Origin of the sequence: Leptolyngbya sp. FACHB-261, from assembly GCF_014696065.1 — a bacterium.
Taxonomy (GTDB): domain Bacteria; phylum Cyanobacteriota; class Cyanobacteriia; order FACHB-261; family FACHB-261; genus FACHB-261.
The window spans coordinates 675,994-695,194 of sequence record NZ_JACJPL010000027.1 but is presented as its reverse complement, the minus strand read 5'-3'; the positions used below and the strand labels follow the sequence as shown (position 1 = coordinate 695,194).

At 51.5% G+C, this 19,201-nt stretch carries 17 protein-coding genes; 11 read left to right on the top strand and 6 right to left on the bottom strand.

What is annotated here, in order from left to right:
• Positions 1-206: 206 nt before the first annotated feature.
• Positions 207-2,936, top strand: coding sequence for a hybrid sensor histidine kinase/response regulator (locus tag H6F94_RS22810; protein WP_190804521.1), 2,730 nt, complete (start codon positions 207-209; stop codon positions 2,934-2,936).
• 41 nt (positions 2,937-2,977) lie between these two features.
• Here the strand turns inward: H6F94_RS22810 and H6F94_RS22805 are convergent, their stop codons facing one another.
• Positions 2,978-3,649: an S-layer homology domain-containing protein gene (locus H6F94_RS22805; RefSeq protein ID WP_190804520.1), complete on the bottom strand. Its 672-nt coding sequence runs from the start codon at positions 3,647-3,649 to the stop codon at positions 2,978-2,980.
• A 484-nt stretch (positions 3,650-4,133) separates the two neighbouring features.
• Here H6F94_RS22805 and H6F94_RS22800 point away from each other — a divergent pair, with 484 nt between their 5' ends.
• On the top strand, positions 4,134-4,862 hold the full coding sequence (locus tag H6F94_RS22800) for a hypothetical protein (protein ID WP_190804519.1): 729 nt from the start codon (positions 4,134-4,136) through the stop codon (positions 4,860-4,862).
• A 64-nt stretch (positions 4,863-4,926) separates the two neighbouring features.
• Entirely contained in the window at positions 4,927-6,528 is a 1,602-nt protein-coding gene (locus H6F94_RS22795) for an MFS transporter (protein WP_190804518.1), read from the top strand.
• 61 nt (positions 6,529-6,589) lie between these two features.
• On the opposite strand, the gene H6F94_RS22790 is transcribed toward H6F94_RS22795, so the two are convergent.
• From H6F94_RS22790 to psb34, 3 genes are all read right to left on the bottom strand, one after another.
• Positions 6,590-7,045: a DUF4079 domain-containing protein gene (locus H6F94_RS22790; protein ID WP_242041339.1), complete on the bottom strand. Its 456-nt coding sequence runs from the start codon at positions 7,043-7,045 to the stop codon at positions 6,590-6,592.
• A 2-nt stretch (positions 7,046-7,047) separates the two neighbouring features.
• On the bottom strand, positions 7,048-8,625 hold the full coding sequence (locus H6F94_RS22785) for a tetratricopeptide repeat protein (RefSeq protein WP_190804517.1): 1,578 nt from the start codon (positions 8,623-8,625) through the stop codon (positions 7,048-7,050).
• 395 nt (positions 8,626-9,020) lie between these two features.
• A complete protein-coding gene (psb34, locus tag H6F94_RS22780) occupies positions 9,021-9,203 on the bottom strand; it encodes a photosystem II assembly protein Psb34 (RefSeq protein WP_190804516.1) in 183 nt (60 codons plus the stop codon).
• A gap of 290 nt (positions 9,204-9,493) precedes the next feature.
• On the opposite strand from psb34, the gene H6F94_RS22775 reads away from it, so the two are divergent.
• The 4 genes from H6F94_RS22775 to H6F94_RS22760 all read left to right on the top strand — a co-directional run bounded on the left by H6F94_RS22775 (position 9,494) and on the right by H6F94_RS22760 (position 12,698).
• A complete protein-coding gene (locus H6F94_RS22775; RefSeq protein WP_190804515.1) occupies positions 9,494-9,883 on the top strand; it encodes a hypothetical protein in 390 nt (129 codons plus the stop codon).
• A 264-nt stretch (positions 9,884-10,147) separates the two neighbouring features.
• On the top strand, positions 10,148-10,420 hold the full coding sequence (locus H6F94_RS22770; protein ID WP_190804514.1) for a hypothetical protein: 273 nt from the start codon (positions 10,148-10,150) through the stop codon (positions 10,418-10,420).
• Between the two features lie 186 nt (positions 10,421-10,606).
• Complete coding sequence (locus tag H6F94_RS33075; protein ID WP_190804513.1) at positions 10,607-11,158, top strand: calcium-binding protein; 552 nt, start codon at positions 10,607-10,609, stop codon at positions 11,156-11,158.
• Positions 11,159-11,294: 136 nt separating this feature from the next.
• The gene (locus H6F94_RS22760) at positions 11,295-12,698 is read left to right on the top strand and encodes a hypothetical protein (protein ID WP_190804512.1); all 1,404 of its coding nucleotides are present in this window, start codon (positions 11,295-11,297) and stop codon (positions 12,696-12,698) included.
• 5 nt (positions 12,699-12,703) lie between these two features.
• Here the strand turns inward: H6F94_RS22760 and H6F94_RS22755 are convergent, their stop codons facing one another.
• On the bottom strand, positions 12,704-12,907 hold the full coding sequence (locus tag H6F94_RS22755; RefSeq protein WP_190804511.1) for a hypothetical protein: 204 nt from the start codon (positions 12,905-12,907) through the stop codon (positions 12,704-12,706).
• Positions 12,908-13,000: 93 nt separating this feature from the next.
• Here H6F94_RS22755 and H6F94_RS22750 point away from each other — a divergent pair, with 93 nt between their 5' ends.
• From H6F94_RS22750 to H6F94_RS22735, 4 genes are all read left to right on the top strand, one after another.
• On the top strand, positions 13,001-13,453 hold the full coding sequence (locus H6F94_RS22750; RefSeq protein WP_190804510.1) for a hypothetical protein: 453 nt from the start codon (positions 13,001-13,003) through the stop codon (positions 13,451-13,453).
• Positions 13,454-14,253: 800 nt separating this feature from the next.
• Complete coding sequence (locus H6F94_RS22745) at positions 14,254-14,511, top strand: hypothetical protein (protein WP_190804509.1); 258 nt, start codon at positions 14,254-14,256, stop codon at positions 14,509-14,511.
• An 823-nt stretch (positions 14,512-15,334) separates the two neighbouring features.
• A complete protein-coding gene (locus H6F94_RS22740; protein ID WP_190804508.1) occupies positions 15,335-16,018 on the top strand; it encodes a manganese catalase family protein in 684 nt (227 codons plus the stop codon).
• A 292-nt stretch (positions 16,019-16,310) separates the two neighbouring features.
• Complete coding sequence (locus tag H6F94_RS22735; protein WP_190804507.1) at positions 16,311-17,456, top strand: aldo/keto reductase; 1,146 nt, start codon at positions 16,311-16,313, stop codon at positions 17,454-17,456.
• 166 nt (positions 17,457-17,622) lie between these two features.
• On the opposite strand, the gene H6F94_RS22730 is transcribed toward H6F94_RS22735, so the two are convergent.
• The gene (locus H6F94_RS22730; RefSeq protein ID WP_190804506.1) at positions 17,623-18,696 is read right to left on the bottom strand and encodes a glycosyltransferase family 4 protein; all 1,074 of its coding nucleotides are present in this window, start codon (positions 18,694-18,696) and stop codon (positions 17,623-17,625) included.
• Between the last annotated feature and the right edge of the window lie 505 nt (positions 18,697-19,201).

Here is a 19,201-nt window from a genome sequence, read left to right as displayed (position 1 = left end):
TAGATTACCCGTTGAGGGTCAGTGCTGACGTTTGCTACGCTTGCCAAGTGCTGGTTCTCACTGATAAACGAGATGTTTCGGTCGGATACAAGCCTTGATGCAAGTCTTAAAACCGTTGGTTTCAGCCTGGGGAAGGGCAAACTCAATCTATCGCAGACCGAGTGCAGTGGCTGAGCGAGGCTAGATTGAGCAATTGGCTGGTCAAAATGGGTTTAAGAGCAAAAGCAACAGCTTTAGCCATTGCAATCGGCACGTTGCCAGTGTTGGCTGTTGGGGCGGCTGCCCAGCATTTTGCCGATCAGTCAATCACGACTGAGATCACTCGACGCCAAGAGGTGATTATTGAGGCCCTGGCTGGGAAAGTGAACAGCTTTATGCTGGAGCGATATGGAGACATCCAAGTCTTAGCTAGCCTGCCCATGCTACGGGACGCTGAGCTTCGCACAAGGATTTCTCGATCAAAAAAGCAGGATGCTCTCAACCGCTTCATCAAAATTTACCCAGTCTATGACAGCGTTGCTGTTTTTGATCCGCAAGGTAATGTGATCTTCCAGTCCTCTGGTCCAGCTCTTGCCAACCATCGAGATCGCTCCTACTTTCAACAGGTGCTCAAGACAGGTTCGCCGGTCATTAGTGAACCAACAATCTCAAAATCCTCTGGTGAGTTTGTTATTCACTTTGCAGCCCCAGTCCGTGACGACACTACCGGCAAAATTATTGCTGTCGTTCGCTCTCGCATGCCTGTTAGCTCCATTAATCAAGTAATCAAAAACTTCAGCTCAAATGGCGATCAATATCATTTGATTGACCCTTCTGGTCGGTATTTTTTAGCCTCGGAACGGGAGCATGTTGGTGAAGACGTTCAGAAAGATCTGCCTAGCTTTGCTCAGCTTCACGCAGCTCGAAAACTAGACGCAAAGTTGGTTTACGATGCGCATACCCGGTCTGAACAACTGGTTATTTATACTCCTTTTCAACGGCTGAAAGGTCTGCCAGACCTTCAATGGGAAGCCCTTATTGCTACAGACAAGTCTATTGTCTTCAAGTCAGAGGCTGAGTTTCTGCTAATTCTGGCTCTAGGAACAGGTGCATCAGCGCTCTTGGTCGGCTTGCTGGCCGCTTACATTGTCAATCGAGTCACTGACCCGCTCCTAGCTGCTACTGCAGCAGTTGAGAAGCTAGGTCAGGGACGCCTTGATACCCGCTTGACGGTAGCTGGCGAAGATGAACTGGCTCGGCTTGGCTTGAACATTAACCAAATGGCCGAGCAGATTCAGAGCCTGCTAGCAGAGCAAGAAGCTGTAACTCAACAATTGCAGGTTGCTAAAGAGGCGGCTGAGGCAGCTAACCAGGCCAAAAGTGAGTTCTTGGCTAATATGAGCCACGAAATTCGAACGCCTATGAATGGTGTTATTGGTATGACTGGGGTGCTGCTCGACACGACCCTAGACGCTCAGCAACAGGATTTTGTCGAAACGATTCGCAGCAGTGGCGATGCTTTGCTCACGATCATTAATGACATTCTAGATTTTTCTAAGATCGAATCTGGCAAGTTGGACTTGGAGCAACACCCGTTCAATTTGCGAGCCTGTATTGAGGAAGCCCTTGACTTAATTGCACCCAAAGCAACGGAAAAAGGATTGGAGTTAGGCTATCTAATCTCCCCGGAAACACCAGGCGCGATTGTAGGAGATGTAACTCGATTGCGCCAAATTTTAGTGAATCTTCTTGGCAATGCAGTCAAGTTTACACCAGCTGGAGAAGTGATTATTACGGTCAGTTCACAGCAGCAAGAAAACCAGACTACAGAGGCTGAATCACCCGCCGTTTTCGAAATCCAATTTGCAGTTAAGGACACGGGAATTGGCATTCCTGCCGAGCGTTTAGACCGCTTGTTTCAGTCCTTTAGCCAAGTTGATGCTTCCATTAATCGTCATTACGGAGGGACAGGGCTGGGACTAGCGATCAGCAAGCGCTTAAGCCAGAGTATGGGCGGTCGAATGTGGGTTGAGAGCCAGGTTGGGCAGGGTTCTACCTTTTATTTCACACTGATCGCTGAGTCTGCTACCGAATTTGTGCCAACGACCTTGCTGCCTCAACCTCAACTCATCGGCAAGCGGCTACTGATTGTGGACGACAATGCCACGAACCGCAAAATCCTGACCCTACAAGGACAAAATTGGGGGCTGGTGACCCGAGCTGTGGCCTCGGGTGCTGAAGCTTTGCAGTGGTTGAGCCAGGGCGAGCGCTTCGATATCGCCATTTTGGACCTACAGATGCCAGAAATGGATGGGCTCACTCTAGCCGCTGAAATTCGTAAACTGCCTCACGGCCAACTTCTACCTCTGGTGATGCTCACTTCTGTGGGTCGTCCAGAGGTTGAGATTCAGGCGCAGTCTTCGGCGTTTGCTGCCTTCCTCAACAAGCCAGTCAAGCAGTCTCGGCTGTATGACGTTCTAATCCACACTGTGGATGGTCAACTCAAAGTCAAGCAAACTCCACCTGCCCTTGCCTTAAGCCAACCCACTCTGGCAGAGCAATTACCCTTGCGAATTCTGCTAGCGGAAGACAATACCGTTAACCAGAAAGTAGCCCTGCTGATTTTGAAACGGTTGGGATATCGTGCTGATCTCGCAGGCAATGGCTTAGAAGTGCTCGAGGCCCTGCAACGACAGCCCTACGATGTGGTTTTGCTAGACATTCAGATGCCAGAAATGGATGGTTTGACGGCTGCGCAGCAGATTTGCCAGCGCTGGCCGTTAAACTTGCGCCCACGGCTAATTGCGATGACCGCTAATGCCATGGAGGGAGATCGAGAGATGTGCTTGGAGGCTGGCATGGATGACTACCTCACCAAACCAGTACGGATTGAGGCGCTGAGCCGAGCCCTAGAGCAAGTGCAACCGTTATCTTGCCTGCGGTCTTCAGTTGTATGAACCTTACACATGAGTAAAGTTGCAAGGGTCAACGGTGAAGCCTACTGCTCCTGATGCGAGTCTTCTTCCCAAGCAGTTGTTGGTCCTTGTTCGGGAATATTTAAATACTGACTGAGGGCGTAGGCCATATCGCCGCGAGTCATTGGATTGGCAGGCACAATATTGCCTCGTTCGTCAGTGTTCACTAGCCCCACATAAAGCGCAGTTGCCATTGACTTCTGAGCCCAACCGGGAATTTGGCTTGCATCAGGATAGCGAGCCAAAATTGTCCGCACTGTTTGATCCGGAAACTGAAAAACACCGTAGGCTTGGGCAATAATCGAAAAGGCTTCTGCTCGGTTAATATTTTGGTTAGGGAAAAATAGGTTGCCTCGATAACCCCTCATAATGCCCGTCTTGAGCACGGTCTGAATATCGTTGTAAGCCCAGTGGTTTGTTGGTACGTCAGGAACTTGAACCAGCGATTCACGGCTAGCCGCAACGCGTTTATCAAGCTGAAAGGTTTTGACCAAAATGGAGGCTAACTCGGCACGGCTGATAAAACGTTCCGGATGAAAATTACCATCCTGATAGGGCGTCATCAAACGGGCTGCAACCACCTGTTCAATCGGATCAGTCGGTCCTTGAGTTGAAGGAATAGCCTGAGCATAGGCTGCTGCGGGTAAGGATTGCAGCAGGGTGATCAGGGAGAGAGTTGCAAAGACTCGACGCATGTTTTGAACTACTTTTCCTTACTACTGCTTTTTCTGACTACTGCCACTCTACAAAAGCGGCCCAGAATCTCTATCATCCGGTTGGATCAACTCGCAGGATGAGCCGAAATCTGGACATAGCCTGGCCTTTGATGTTGGCCTTGGGCTTAGCCTGGATATAAGCATGCCATTTGGATCGGCTAGTAACCAGGACCCTAGTTTGCAGTGCCTATAGTACCCATGACGGTTAATTCTCAGTGCGGGTTCCACTCCAGACAGAAGACTAAGCTAGGGTTGCTACCTCCCCCTCTCGCTCCAGTTTTGAGGACTGCTTCACCCCTGCCCTCATATCACCCCTGCCCTACTGGAAGACTAGCCAAGAACTATCTGGTGCCTCCTAGGTCTCACAAAGTAATCAATCCCTTGATTGCAATCAAGTAGTAAATTCGCTGCATTATCTGACTGAATTAGCGATACTGTTCCCAGTGGAGGTTGAATTTTAAGAGTGGTAAAAAAAACGACTATTGCAGTTACTTTTATCGGGCTTGGAGCCGTCGCCGGTTGCTTTTTGGCTGCCTTTCAATATTGGCGTCAAGCCACTCAACTGCCAACCTGGTACACTCACTCATCCACAGCAATATCTGTGGCAACGAACCCTGCTGATCCTGCTGTTGCTGCGGCTGGAATCAAGCTAGCAGAACAGTTAGTTGCGACTGGCAGCCAGGCCGATCAGACCAGCACCAAACCTCAGGTAGAGGCCCGCCTCAACGCCGATGAGCTGAATCAACTAGTGGTCGCTGCGATTGCTGAGAATCCCAAGCACAGCCCACTGCTGGGCAGCGCCAGAGCCCTAAATACCACCATTGAAGACGGCAGGATTGCCAGTGGCATTGTTGTTGATCTGTCCACAATTCCTACCCAGAAGCTAGAAGCGCGGCAAAAAGCCGCTCTGGAGCGAGCGACAGCCCTATTTCCCAATCTAGCCAACCGAGAAATTTATCTCGGAATTGAAGGCCAGCCTCGCGTTGAAAATGGGCAATTGCAGTTGGACGACAGCACCGTGATTAAGGTGGGGGCGCTCAGCCTAACCACCCAACAACTCATCGACCAATTAGGCATTTCCAAAGCGCAACTTGAGCGGGGTCTCAACCAGCAATTGCAACTCAAGAACCTCAGCCTTGAGGAATTGGAATTGGTGGGAGATAGTGCTCGTGTCAAAGGCTTAATTCAGTAAAACAAGCCAGGTTATGCCCTAATCGCCAACACCAACTCATAACACCACCCGAGGAGTGCCGCAAATGCCGAATATTGCCAGACAGCCCTGTGATGAAGGGGTGATGCGGTCGGCGCTCAACCCTGCGCCCTGTAAACCCGATGCTCGTCCCTGGGTGCTGGTGGCAACCATTGTTGGCTCTAGCATGGCTTTTATTGACGGCACGGTGGTCAACGTCGCGCTACCAGCCCTGCAAGCCGACTTAAGGGCCAGCATCACTGATGTGCAGTGGATTGTCGAAGCTTACTCGCTGTTTCTGGCAGCTCTGATTCTGGTGGGTGGCTCATTGGGCGATCACTTCGGGCGGCGGCGTGTCTTCGCCACTGGCATTACTCTATTTGCCATCGCCTCAATGGCCTGTGGTTTTTCTGGGGACATCACTCAGCTGATTCTGGCTCGGGCTCTGCAAGGGGTTGGTGGCGCGATGCTGGTCCCAGGCAGTTTGGCCATGATCAGCGTCTCGTTTAGTGGCGACCAACGGGGGCGAGCGATTGGCACCTGGTCAGGATTTACCGCCATCGCTTCTGGTCTGGGACCAGTTCTCGGCGGCTGGTTGATCGAAAACGTCTCTTGGCGCTGGATCTTTTTCATTAATCTCCCCCTGGCCGTGATCGTGCTGATTGTGCTGTTCTGGCGAGTGCCGGAAAGCCGAGACGAATCAGTAGTAGGGGGCCTAGATGGTTGGGGAGCCCTACTAGTAACCGTTGGCCTGGGAACAACGATCTATGCCCTGATCAAAGCCAACAGCTTGGGGCTGGGCCACCCCCAAGTGCTCACCACGCTTGCTGCTGGTGGCCTGGTGCTACTGGGTTTCGTTGTGGTAGAAGTCCGCGGCGCCAACCCAATGATGCCGATCGGACTGTTCCGCTCCCGAACCTTCAGCGGTGCCAATCTTCTGACGCTGCTGTTGTATGCAGCTATCAGTGGGGCGATGTTCTTTGTGCCCTTCAACCTGATTCAGGTGCAAGGCTATTCCGCGACGGCAGCGGGCGCGACCTTTTTGCCCCTGATCGTAATCATGTTCTTGCTGTCTCGCTGGTCGGGTGGCCTGGTTCACCGCTATGGCGCTAAGCTACCGCTGATGTTGGGACCCGGCATTGCAGCCCTGGGCTTTGCTCTGTTTGCTGTCCCTGGCATTGGCGGCAGCTACTGGCTGACTTTCTTCCCAGCGGTTGTGGTGCTCGGTGTGGGCATGGCGATTAGCGTTGCGCCACTGACAACAGTGGTCTTGGCCGCGGTGGAGAGCCGCTATGCGGGCGTTGCTTCAGGCATCAATAATGCGGCCTCACAGGTTGCGGGGCTACTTGCCATTGCGCTGCTGGGCATTGTCGCTCTAGACCTCTTCAACCAGAATCTCGACAACGCACTAGCCACGCTGAGGGTACCGCTTGAGGTACAGCAACTCCTGGACCCAGAGCGGATTAAACTGGCCGGAGCCCAGGTGCCGGCTCAGGTGACTGGGCCACTCAGGGCCGCGTTGGAGAACGCAATTGCAGAGGCTTTTGTCGCCAGCTTCCGCTCAATCATGCTCATAGCGGCCTGTCTGGCCCTTACTAGTGCCTTAACCGCCTGGCTGCTAGTGAAAGACACCAGACGCAGCAATGTGGTTGCAGAGGGCGCTGGTTAATTTGACTTGCTAAATTACCAGCCTAAATTAACCAGATTGGCGTTCAGATTGGTGTTTGGGCTCAACTGTTCAGGGCCAGCCCTAAGCGAACGCCAAATGCTGCATGGACAAACAACAGCGACAGCACCAGAACGCCAAACACTGCATGAAAGGTGCGTAGCTTATCCTGGTTGCCCAAGAAGCCGCTGAGTGAAATGGCCCCGTTCAAGGCTAAAAGCACCACTGCCACCGTTCCAGTCCAAAAATGGGGGCTGTGCATGATCCGTTTGTGCTGCAACACCAGTGACCAGACGCCACCCACATAGCCCAAGGCAATGAAAGTCAGCAGCAACGGAGCCCAGAGGCGATGAAACTGGCGGGCCTGCTCATCTTTGTACTGTCGGGCTCGCCAACCCTGAGCGGCAACAACATTACCCACCACGAAAAGAACGATAGCCATCATTAGCGGGTGCCCCCACTGCACGATGGGGTCTGGCAGGGTCCGCAGGTAGGTATTTAGAGATTCAAAGGCTTCCAAGATCAACTTCCTCGCAGATTACGGATTGCGGTTTCTGCCTCGGCAGCCGCTTGTCGATTGCCCTGAGTGCGGTAGAGTTCTAGGGCTCGCTGATAAGACTGCAAGGCCTCGGTTGCCTTGCCCTGAGTCGCCAGCAGAATCCCAAGATTGAAGTGGGAGCTGGCATAGTCGGGCTTGAGGCTGATCGCCTGACGATAGGCGCTTGCCGCCTCGTCGTATTGTTGTTGCGAGAACAGCGCCACGCCTAAGTTGTTGTAGTCGCGGTAGACCTCGCTCTGTGGCCCTAGTGCGATGCTGCGTTGATAGGCCTGTGCCGCTCCGGCTGAATCGCCATTGGCTTGCAGAGCGTTGCCGAGATTGTAGAAAGCAGCACTGGAACGGCTATCTGCTTCGGTGGCTCGACGAAAAGCGGCGATCGCACCGGGCAAATCCTTCTGAGTTTGCAGGGCTAAACCTAAGGCGTTATGCACCACCGCGTCCCGTGGTGCAATCTCTGCGGCCCGACGGTAGGCGGCAATCGCACCCGGCAGATCACCCTGGGCCTGAAGCGCGTTGCCCAGGTTGCGGTTGGCTACAGCATTGTTGGGCTCTTGTTGCAGGATGCGACGGTAAGCGGCAACGGCTGAGGGCCAATTTTGCTGCTGAGCATAGGCATTAGCCAGGGCAAGTTGGACCGTAGTCGAGTTGGCGCTTAGACGACCAGCCTGCTCGAAAGCGGCAGTGGCACCGCGTACATCGTTTTGGGCCAGGAGCGTATTACCCAGGCTGAGGTGAGCATCGGCCAAGTTGGGATTGAGCTGAATGGCGCGGCGGAATTCGGCTGCAGCAGCTGCGCGGTCCCCCTGATCGGCTAGAACCACGCCCAGGTTGTAGTGGCTACCTGCCACATTGGGTTCTAACTCAATGGCCCGACGATAGGCGGCAATGGCCTCTGGTTTTTGGCCCTGCTCGTAGAGGGCGATGCCTAGAGCATAGTGAGCCGCGGCGTTGCGTGGGTTGAGTTCGATGGCACGACGGTAGGCCGTGACTGCCCCCGCATTGTCATTTTGGGCTCGCAGCGCCAGCCCTAAGCTGTAGTAGGCCGGAGCGTAGCGGGCATCCACCTGGATGGCCTGACGGTAGGCGTTGATTTCCTCGTTGGTATTGCGTAAGCCCCGATAGGCTAGGCCCAGGTTGTAGTGCGACTGGGCAGTTGGCTCAATCGCAATAGCCCGTCGGTACTGAGCGACAGCTTCGTCTAGCTTGCCTTGGTCATACAGGGCAAGGCCCAGACCGTAATGAGCCGGGGCGTAGTTGGGGTTAATGGTGATGGCCTGCCGATGAGCGGCTATGGCACCGGGCAGATCGCGCTGTTGTCGCAGGGCTACCCCCAGACCGTAGTAGGCTGGCGCAAACTGACTGTTCAGCTCAATGGCGCGACGATAGGCGGCGGCGGCTCCCGCGGCATTACCCGTCTGGAGCAAGGTATTCGCCTGCTCTAGTAACTGAGGTGCCGTGGTCTGCTGAGCCAGCAGCGCGGGTTGGGGAGCAAGACTGACAATCAGGGCACTGCTCAACAGGGAGATAAGCTGCGTTCTCATTACGGCACTCAGGGACACTTAATCTCTTATAAAGCTTCAGCACAATAGACATTAGCCCGTTTGCTGCTTCCAGAAAACCGCAATGATTCTTTCTAGAACGCCTGCGAACTTCCTGGCTTGAGGGACATTAGGATTCGAAGACTGGCGACCACAGCTCTGGTACAGAAATTCCCCAACCAGGCAACAGGTCGGGCAGGTCAGCCTATCGCTGTTACCTAAAACCAGGGGAGATTGACCAAATCAGTAGACCCTGACTGTTGCTTTGCCTGCCTGATGACCTTACCAGTGCGTTTGCAGGATATGAAAAACCCGGCCAATGGCCGGGCTTAAATCTCTCTACGTGACTCTGGGAGGACTGTGACTGGGAAAAACTGTTTGAGAACTAGGCTTAGGAACTAGCCGACGGTGCTGACTGATAGAGCGGTCAGGATCAGTAGACCGACAAGGGCAGAAGCAGCCACACCTTGGAAGACGTAAAACCGTTGCTGCTCCGAAGAGGGGGAGTCAGCCAGGTACATGACGGGCTCAGTGGCGTAGTTGTTGAGGATGCCGCGCTCGTCTTGGGTGTAACCGCTCATGTGCTGTTTCCTGTACTTCTCTATGTAAACTAATGTAACAGAAAGTAAAGAGATTGCAACAATTCTAGAATTGTTCGTTATCAGCATTGGTTCTCCTGACCATAAGTAAAACTGAACAAAACTCTGGCTCCTAGCCCCGTAACACAAACTCACAGGGGGCTTGACTCTGAAGAGGATTTGTGAAAATTCAGCCACTGGACCCCTCCCCTACCCTTTAACGCTGGCAGTCGATAGGGGTCTTTCTGTTACAGTTCTTGACATGAGGTAGATTTACTTAACATTGGGGACACATGGAGCTGAAACAACAGATTGAGGCTTTGAGCAGCGAGGTAGAGGCGCTTGAAGCTGTCATTGACCGCCTGCCCCTGCGGGTGGCAGAGATTCTGCGAGCGCGGGAGGCAAGTCAGTCTCAGCGCGAAACTGAGCAGAAACCTGCTCAGCAGAGCCAGGTTTCCAACCGCCGTCCTCAGAGCCGGGTTGCTCCGTCTCAGCCGTCTGCTGAGCATAAGGATGTCTTGGTGGATGAGATTGCCAGTAGTCGCTACAGCACGATTAGAGAACAAGATCTAGCGCCCGAGCTCCAACTCCAGCGTCTGACGGCCCAGCTCACCTCGGCTTATCAACGGATTGCTGCTCTAGAAGCGCAACTTCTGGCTCAGCAGACTCAGGTCAAGTCCTAGTCGGATGAGCCTTGAGTCTGAAAAGCCTTAAGGCTGAACAGTAGAGACAAGCGCTAAGGGCCAAGGCTGAAAGAGCTATCTGCCTTCGTGTTGTCATACTAAGTATCGGCAGCATTTGCTTCCACAGGAAGGGAAAGACCTGTAGAAGGATTTTGCTGAGACAGGCGTACAACGCCGGTACTTTAGTGTTGGTGATTCTCACTGCTGGTAAGTCAGGGAGAAGATCTGAAATAGGAGCAGTTGGTGTTTTCCAGGTTGGCTACTATGACTCAGTGCTTCAGAGCCAGCAATGCGCCCAACCAGGTTGTCGTTCCTGATTGGCTCACGGTTGAGTTCGCCTTTGATGCCAAGGAGCCGCGTTGCTACAGCATTTGGGTGGTGCCCTGGATTGCTGGACCTGCGATGGCGGTTGGCGCTCTGGAAGTTGATGGGAGTTCTGAGAGTTGGATTGCTTATTTAGAAAACTTGGGCTTTGCGGATGTGGTGCAGGTCTCTTGTCACGAGTTTTTCGGCCCCAGAGCTGACCGTGATCGCTAGAGCTTGAAGCTTCTTGACCCAGAAACAGTGTTTGACAAGGCTCTTTGCAGGTTTACGCAAAGGGCCTGTCTAATTTCTGAGCTTAGCTTGGCATAAATAGCACTAGGTTCTGAGCTTCTGCCCCAATAAAGTATTAACCAAGCAAGGCTTACAGCAAGCAAACCCAATCTGAAAGGCAGGCAAGCAATGACTCTCGTTGGCAATGATTATGGGTATCAAGGTCCTGGAAATGACTACATGTTTGGTGGAGCAGGTAATGATTATATGGACGGGTTTGGGGGCAATGATTACGCGTATGGTTATGAGGGCGACGATACCCTACATGGCGGTGAAGGTAATGACTATCTCTATGGTGATGATGGCAACGATGTCCTGACAGGTACGAAAGCTTCTGAGTGGAATGCTGGTCAAGGTGAGATTGACCAACTGACGGGTGGCTTTGGAGCCGATACCTTTGTTTTGGGTGACTTTGCAGAAGCTTATTACAGCGATGCTAACTCGTGGGGATTGGGCACGCAAGATTACGCTTTGATTACTGACTTTAATCCTTGGCAAGATCAAATCAGACTGCATGGTTCGAGTTCTGATTATGTGATTGGCGGTTCTGAGATTTCGGGGGCTTCAGATTTAGGGATTTATCAGATACAAGGTAGTTCCTTTGAACTGATTGCTGTTCTGCAAGATACTTCGTTCTGGTCTGTTAGTTTGGACAACTCCAGCCAGTTTGTTTATGTCTAGTTTTGTTGCCTGGTTTGGTCTGATAAACGTCGCAGTTATGAGTAGTTAAGGACTGCGAATGTTTGTCAGAAACTCCAGATCGAGCCTGTACGTCTGAGGAAGATGTGCTACGAACTTCTTCAGTGATTAACTCCTTATGTTCCCAACTTCTCAGGGCATTCCCGGCTTGCCCGATCTCACCCATCCACAGACTTTGATGCGTTTGGGTTCGCAGGTGCTCAGTTCCTTTCTGACTCTGACGATGTTAGCCCTGGCCCTAGGTTTAGTGGTGGCTCTGTTGAGCCTTGCCCTACATCGTACTGAACCAGAACAGGCTATTTTTACAGGCGAGTGGGCCGTTCGCTATTCGGCTCTGTTGCGGGCATTTCAGCATGGTTTTCTGGTACTGATCTTGCTGATTTCGGGTTTCTTTCTCTGTTCTACATTGGGCAACCGCTACCACAATTGGGAGCAGGCGCGGGTGGCCCAAGTAGCAGCCACAGTAGCTGGGGACCGGATGGAGCAAACGGCGCCCCAGGTGCGCTACCTGATTCAAGAGCCTTACACCTACACGGTTCAGATTGACAATCGATTGGTGCAAAGGGAAGAAAAGCGCGAGGTTCCCCGCTTTCTGGCTCTGGAGGGGTCTGAAATTCAGGTCACGATCGATCAAGCTCAGAACCTTCAAGACCGACGCAACAATTACCGCATTGATTTTGCAGCTGACTACCGAGTGCGTAATTCTTTGGCAAAAGCCCAAGACTTGTTCTTTGAAGTTGCACCGCCCAGTGGCTATTCGCTGCTGCAAAATTTGCGAGTAGAACGTGAGGGAACTCGGCTTCAACTGGCTAATCCGGGCAACTATAGCTTTCCGATGCGGTTAGAGCCTGGTGCGGAGACCAGTTTCCGCGTGACCTATCAGGCGCAGGGGGCACCCCGTTGGGTTTATAACGCTGGGGGGCAATTGCTGTCGAATTTTCGTCTGACGGCGAATGCCAATTTCCCTAATGCTGACTTTGCCAGTGGCATTGCGCCTAATGGCATTAACTCACGCGGGCAGGGCAAGGCCTTCACCTGGGTTTTTCAGGACAATGTTTCTGTGAGCAATCCCTTTGGTGTGTTTACGGCGACGGGACCAATTTTGAATACGGGTGTGTTGCCGCGTTTGCTGTTGCTGGCTCCGGCGGTGTTTTTGTGGTGGTTGCTGCTGTTGTATTTGTCGCTGCCGTTGCCGTTGCGCAATGTGGCGATTGCAGCGGGGGTGTTTTTTGCTTGTTTACTGGCGTTGACTTATCTGAGCCGAGTTGTGGATGCCAAGCTGGCTTGGGCGGGGCTGTCGTTGGTGTTGCTGAGCTTGGCTTGGGGGTTGGGAGCGCGTAACCGCAGTGCGTCTCTGGCGGCGGTGGTTTGTACGCTGGCGGGGGCTGTGTTACCGGTGCTGGGATTGTTAGTGCCTTATACGGGGCTGACTTTGAGTCTGGCAGGTTTGCTTTCGGCGGTGTGGTTAGCGGTGCGGAATTGGTACGGTCTGGAGTTGGGAGAGCGGATCAAGTTGGTCTGAGTTTCTCAAGGGCGATCTTCAATCGCGTCCCAGACGACTTCAAAGTCGAGGCTGGGGACTGTGCGCCGAAGGGCTTGTAAATGTCCTTCGGCGTCTGTGCGTCTGCGAAAGCGAGCGATGACGGTGCTGCAAACGCTGTTGGGTGAGCGGCGGGTGATTGCCCAAGGGTTAAGGATCTGTTGGTATTTCTCGCTGAGTTGTTCTGTCATGCGCCCATTGCTCGAATAATCTTCTCGATCAAAATAATATTGCTCGAATAATATGCAAACCTGGGTTTTGTTATCTTTTATTCGAGCAATGTCATGACATTGAACGATGGGCAGAAAGGCCAAGCACGGCGTTCACGGCGAAAACAAGAAGGTAATCGGCCTATCCATGACTCAGACGGCAATCGAGCGTCTGGAGGAGCAAGCGAAAGCAGCCAATCTCAGCAAGAGCGAATTGGTCGAGCAATTTGTACGGGGGCAGTACCGTCCGGAGCTGAACTCGAAGCTAAACACCAACGACTCGACCCTCCGACTCCTGGGAAAACGCTGCGAGGGCTGATTGAAGACTGCAAGGATCAGATCCTCGAAGCCGAAACAAACTTGCAGAATGCCATTCAAGAGGCCAATCGACGGATTGAGCGCCTCAGATTGCGCTGCGAATACTACGAGGGATTGCTTCAAGACTGGGAGGCAGCAGTCGGAAGTCTTCAACTTGAGGATGAAGCCCGACTTCAATCTGAAGATGAAGGCGAACAAGAGCAGCGCTGAGGGATTGCTCAAGTTTTACGGGTTTACACTGAGGAGCCTCAGCCTAGCTTTCTAGTTTCGTTAGGCCAACGTTTAGTTTTATCAGGCTGAGATCTGGTTTCAGCACGCTCAAACTAGGTTTCATCAGGCTGAAATCTAGTTCTGTCAGCCTCAAACTAGATTTCATCCGCCTGACATTTAGTTTCATCGCGCTACAACTAATTGTCGTCGCGCTGACATCTAGTTTTGCCTTGCCGCAACTAAGTTTCGTTAGAGATGCTTATAGAAACTCGCAAAGAGTGACATCAGAAAATTCGCGGGGATTTGCCTGATGAAGCTAGAGGCTTATGTAGCATAACTTCATAGTTCTCAGCCAGAACCCCATGCATATCTGGCTCAACCTCTACCTCTGTACAGACAAGAGAGCAATCGAAGGAGCGCTTTCACCTCAACACATCGCGCCGAGAGCCTACACCAAAACCTAGAGAACTTCTGGAAGCAACCGCTCAACGAGCACATGCTTTTCACTCACTCACTATTAAGGTGATGGCTCTGTGGCCGATTAACAACAACGCTTTCTTGGAGTTGCATTATGAGCCCTTTAACTTTTCAAAACACTCAACTTAGAACTGATTCTCCAGATTTATCTATACAGCAACCCAAGAAACGCAGCTTAACAGCTAAATGGCTTTTAGTTGATGGCAAATTGATTTGTAAGTGGATTATTACCGAAAGCTAAGCCGCTTGGTAAGTACACTCTCTCTTTCTGTTTCTTCTCGATATCGTCTCACAACTATTTACTGACAGGAGCCTTTCTAGCCATGCCTTCTCCCTCTTCAGCTTTGTTTGGCCGAACAACCGTAGCCTCTCATCCTTCAAAGTTACTATCAGCTGTCTTGAAAACAGCCTTGCAAAGATTGGTTAAAGCAATGATCGTTGAAAAGAAAGAATTGCAGGTCTGGCAGGAAAGCAATGGTACCTGGCATATCTGCGACCCAATGACTCAAGCTCACCACCGGTTTAGCTCCGAAGATGAAGCAAGAATTTGGATTGACCAACGTTATCACTTCAAACTCTAGTTCGCTTCAGAGCTGCTGATATAGTTCTTTGCAAGTACGTGAAATGACAAAATAGCTAGCAGACGCTGGCTGTTTTGTCATTTCCTTTGCACTCATTTGCTTTTACTCATTTGTAATATCTCTACTTCCATAGGAGTGAGACTGTTTGTTTAGAAAAGCTCACTCAATAAACCCTCCTAGAGAAGGACGATCTTCAGGCTTGGGTTTTCTAGTCCTGATTTAAATTGGCTCTGTTTAAAACTCAACCCTTTGGAGGGTTAGAAAATTTAGGGCTCTACCTCTGCAAGGGTTAGAAGATCCAAAAATAATTGCAGATTATTAATGGAAATCACGCATCTAGACAAATCAGGAGACCATTATGAAACTGAATCAGATGTTGCTTTTTGTAACCTTATCCTTCGTAGGTGTGGGAGCGATTATGTTGCTGCTCCAACCTATGATTGACTTTCACGCCTGACGCTCGACTTATCGCTACACACTTGACCCCTCCCAACCTCCCCCTGCCCAGGGGAGGAGCCGTAGGCGGTGAGGTCCTGGTTGGAGTTCTCATGTAGAGAATTGGTATGACCTCACAGCTACCAGTTTGTCTATCAAATGAGTGTTGTGTCTGAGCTGAGCAGATTACTTATTCTCGATACACTACCGGCTTAAATATTGAGAAATGCTTCGTAAATTAATTTAATTGTGAATAGAGGTCTTATTGGTTCAACTCTTCCTTAAGGCTAAGGTTCTCGTATCAGCCCTCACCTAAGCTACCAGAGAGAGTCACTTAAACAGCAAGTTTTCGCTGGCCCTTTTGATAACACAACAGAGATCTACGAGTATGTTTTTTCACAAAAAAGAACCAATTCATGCCGTCAATGTTGCTGAGGCTCATCCCCGTTTCGCCCAGCTGCTGCTTGAGCAGTTTGGTGGCGCTACTGGGGAATTAACCGCTGCATTGCAGTATTGGGTCCAGTCATTTCACTGCGAGAATGCGGGCATCCGTGACATGCTCCAAGACATTGCCATTGAAGAGTTTAGCCACCTAGAGTTGGTTGGCAAACTGATCGAAGGGCACACCAAGAACGTAGACCAAACTGAAGCTTTCAAAAGCACCTTATTTGCAGTTCGGGGTGTTGGTCCTCACCTTCTAGATAGCCAAGGTTCGGCTTGGACTGCCGCCTACGTAAACGAGGGTGGTGATGTGGTGCGTGACTTGCGGGCCAACCTCGGCGCAGAAGCCGGAGCCCGTCAGACTTACGAACAGCTGATTAAGCTGGCACCTGATGAAGGTACCAAGAAAACATTGGTCCATTTGCTGACCCGTGAGATTTCGCATACGCAAATGTTCATGTCAGCCTTGGATTCTTTGGGCAAGCTGACTGATCCCATGTTCGGCAATATCAAACCTGATGACACAGTAGATATTTACTACAACCTGTCTCAGAATGGGCAAGACCAACGGGGTCCTTGGAATTCTGAACCCAAATTTAGGTACGTTGCTGATCCAGCTCCACAGAAGTAATCATGAACTGCAAGTTCAATGACTTCCACTAGGGGACTAGGTATTGCTTAGAAAAGCTGTAGGAGTGACCTGAAGTGCTCCATAGCTTTAGCTAGATACAGCTCAATACAGCCACCCTACACAGCCACTCCAGCTTTGGGGTGGCTGTTAGCTTGAACAGACAAATAAATAGAGACATGGATAGACAATGCAGCCTTATTCATCACAGGCGACTGGGTAACCCACCCAGAGAAGGGTGTTTCGAGATCATCAAAAGCAGATTGTAAGGAGTAGTCGCAATCTGGGGGTGTTTATGGCCAGCAAGCGGGATGAATCAAGTAAGCAGAATTCAGCTTGGGAGCTGAATCGGCGCCAACTTCTGAGAAGCATCGGCTTCATTGGTGCAGGTGCAGGCGCCGTACTAGCAGAACACATCCTGCAATCCAACGACCAAGCTGAAGCCGCAGAAGCCTCTGGCCCTGCTACTGAAACTCCTGCTGAAACTCCCCTGGCTCAAGCTCCAACTCGCCCTGCCTCAGGAGAGATTCCCCGTCGCCCCTTAGGCAAAACTGGCGTGCAGGTGTCTGCCCTCGGCTTGGGCGGCGCAACTCTGGGACAGGCCAAGAGCAAAGAGGAGGCGATCCGGATCACGCACGAAGCGATCGATAACGGCATCACCTTCATGGACAACGCCTGGGAATACAACAACCACCGCAGCGAAGAGTGGATGGGCGACGCCTTGCAGGGACGGCGCGACCAAGCGTTCCTGATGACCAAAGTCTGCACCCACGGGCGTGACCGTCGAGTGGCCATGCAGCAGCTTGAGGAATCCCTGCGCCGTCTTAAAACTGACTATGTAGATCTGTGGCAAATCCACGAAGTCGTCTACTACAACGACCCAGAAATGATCTTTCGCCCCAATGGTGCCATTGAAGCCTTGGAGCAGGCGAAAAAAGAAGGGAAAGTGCGCTTCGTCGGCTTCACCGGCCACAAGGATCCGGCGCTCCACCTCAAGATGCTCGCCTACGACTATCCGTTTGACACCGTACAACTGCCCCTCAACTGCTTTGATGCCAGCTTTATGAGCTTCGAGAAGCAGGTTCTGCCGGAACTCAGCAAGCGACAAATCGCCGCAATTGGCATGAAAAGCTTAAGCGGCAATGGAGCTGCCGTAAAACAAGGCGTGGTGACGGCCCAAGAAGCTCTGCGCTACGCGCTGAGTCTGCCGGTTGCAACAGTGGTTAGTGGCATTGATTCCCTAGAGGTGTTGCGGCAGAACCTGGCCATTGCTCGTGGCCTGCAACCCATGACTCAAACCGAAAAGCAGGCTTTGCGCGATCGCTGTGCTAGATACGCCTCAGACGGACGCTTTGAGCTATTCAAAACGTCTAAGCAATTTGATGCCGATGAAGGCAGACTCCAGCATGGCTTTCCGCCTCAAAGCCAAACACAAACCTAACCCTGCCTGGTGGCAGGGCAGGGCGGTTATTGGTCCTGTTTTGCTGTTGTAGCAGGTTGCTATTGTCTCAGCTGTCTCAGCGCTGTCTCCTGATGAAGCTCTCCAGCACTAGACTCACCCATCAGCCAAGCAGCCTTTACCTTTAGGAAGTAAATGCGAGCAATGGCTATCGAACAATCGCCGCACCGCGAGCGTGCCCGTTTTGAGCGAAGCGCTTTGCCATGAGCTGACGATAGACAGCTTCGTAACCATCGACCATCCGTTGCACGCTGAAGTGTTGCTTGACGTGTTCCCGGCAGGCAGAGCGGCTCAGCGTAGGGACTTTGGCAAGTGCATCGACGCACCCCTCCACGCTGTGGCACAAAAAGCCTGTCTTGCCATGAGCAATAACCTCAGAAGCGGAGCCCAACTCCATCGCGATCACAGGAGTTCCGGCTGCCATCGACTCGATCATCACCAGTCCGAAGGGCTCTCGCCAGGTGATTGGAAAGAGTGTGGCGACAGCACCACCCATTAGGGCGTTCTTCTGAACGTGGTTAGCTTCGCCTAGGTATTCGATCTGTTCCCCATCAATCAAGGGTTTGATCTCTTGCTCAAAGTAGTCAACATCCACCCGGTCAACCTTACCGGCTAGCTTCAAGTGCCAACCCGAGCGCTTAGCAATCTCAATGGCCAAGTGAGTTCCTTTCTCAGGCGAGATCCGGCCTAAGAAGGCAAGGTAAGGCGGCTCTTCGGGCTGCGGATAGAACTTATGAGCGTCCAGGTCAATGCCGTTATAGACGGTTGCAACGTAGTTCAAACCTAATCTTGGCTCTCGCTGATCGTTGGAGATGCTCACATAAGGTTGCTTACGAGCATGTACAAACAGTTTTTCGTTATCGGGCGTAAACACACCGTGGAGCGTGTGCACAGTTGGGGTTTTGACTAAATTGGAACAGGCTAGAGCTGCACAGCCGATGTGAGAGTGAATAATATCAAACTCCTGGGCTTGCTCATACACGCGCCCCAGTTGCAGCATCTCGTAAATTGGGTGTTCTTTAATTGATGCATCAAGTCGTAAGGCTTGAGGGTGAACAGATTCTATCTTCGCTAGGCTAGTGGAATCACCAGATGCAAATAAAGTTACCTCATGTCCCCGCCGGACTAACTCATCGGTCAGTAGACTGACTACTAATTCACTTCCCCCATAGGCGGGCGGCGGCACAGTTTCCCATAATGGAGCAATCTGAGCGATCCGCATAAAAGGTTCCTCGTGATTAAAAAGGAGCTAACGAAGGTCTTATTAAAGAATAGGGTATAGCTCTAAACGGCCTCTCCTACTCTAGAGATAACTTTCTAACCCTCGAATCTCTGCCTGACACAGCTTGCTCTTATAGTTTTCTTGTATGATTCTGCTTATTCCAAGGTTCTAAATTCTTGTTTTAGAGCATCAAAATTTAGCTGCAAGAGGCGGCGATTTAAAGCTAGTGTAAACCCTGCAAAGCCTGCCAGCAAAGGCATTGCCAATGAATTTTCTTCTAAATTTAAAGCTAGCTACAGAGCGCTAGAAGCGCTAGTGAGAAGCTGGCGAGAAGCTAGCGAGAAGCTGGCAAGAAATTGTATTTCGAAAATACCTCTAAAGGCATATGACAATCCTGAATCCACCATTTGGAGCCAATCGGTCCCAAGCCCACCTGCTTGATCTCACTCGTTTTAGCTGCCTTTCTAAAGCAATTTCCTGGAGTAATAAAGAGCGATCTAGTAAT

Bases quoted from the DNA above. Each gene is read 5' to 3' on its own strand.
- H6F94_RS22810 (WP_190804521.1), top strand. From the start codon at position 207: ATGGGTTTAAGAGCAAAAGCAACAGCTTTAGCCATTGCAATCGGCACG.
- H6F94_RS22805 (WP_190804520.1), bottom strand. From the start codon at position 3,649: ATGCGTCGAGTCTTTGCAACTCTCTCCCTGATCACCCTGCTGCAATCC.
- H6F94_RS22795 (WP_190804518.1), top strand. From the start codon at position 4,927: ATGCCGAATATTGCCAGACAGCCCTGTGATGAAGGGGTGATGCGGTCG.
- H6F94_RS22785 (WP_190804517.1), bottom strand. From the start codon at position 8,625: ATGAGAACGCAGCTTATCTCCCTGTTGAGCAGTGCCCTGATTGTCAGT.
- psb34 (WP_190804516.1), bottom strand. From the start codon at position 9,203: ATGAGCGGTTACACCCAAGACGAGCGCGGCATCCTCAACAACTACGCC.
- H6F94_RS22775 (WP_190804515.1), top strand. From the start codon at position 9,494: ATGGAGCTGAAACAACAGATTGAGGCTTTGAGCAGCGAGGTAGAGGCG.
- H6F94_RS22770 (WP_190804514.1), top strand. From the start codon at position 10,148: ATGACTCAGTGCTTCAGAGCCAGCAATGCGCCCAACCAGGTTGTCGTT.
- H6F94_RS33075 (WP_190804513.1), top strand. From the start codon at position 10,607: ATGACTCTCGTTGGCAATGATTATGGGTATCAAGGTCCTGGAAATGAC.
- H6F94_RS22760 (WP_190804512.1), top strand. From the start codon at position 11,295: ATGTTCCCAACTTCTCAGGGCATTCCCGGCTTGCCCGATCTCACCCAT.
- H6F94_RS22755 (WP_190804511.1), bottom strand. From the start codon at position 12,907: ATGACAGAACAACTCAGCGAGAAATACCAACAGATCCTTAACCCTTGG.
- H6F94_RS22750 (WP_190804510.1), top strand. From the start codon at position 13,001: ATGACATTGAACGATGGGCAGAAAGGCCAAGCACGGCGTTCACGGCGA.
- H6F94_RS22745 (WP_190804509.1), top strand. From the start codon at position 14,254: ATGCCTTCTCCCTCTTCAGCTTTGTTTGGCCGAACAACCGTAGCCTCT.
- H6F94_RS22740 (WP_190804508.1), top strand. From the start codon at position 15,335: ATGTTTTTTCACAAAAAAGAACCAATTCATGCCGTCAATGTTGCTGAG.
- H6F94_RS22735 (WP_190804507.1), top strand. From the start codon at position 16,311: ATGGCCAGCAAGCGGGATGAATCAAGTAAGCAGAATTCAGCTTGGGAG.
- H6F94_RS22730 (WP_190804506.1), bottom strand. From the start codon at position 18,696: ATGCGGATCGCTCAGATTGCTCCATTATGGGAAACTGTGCCGCCGCCC.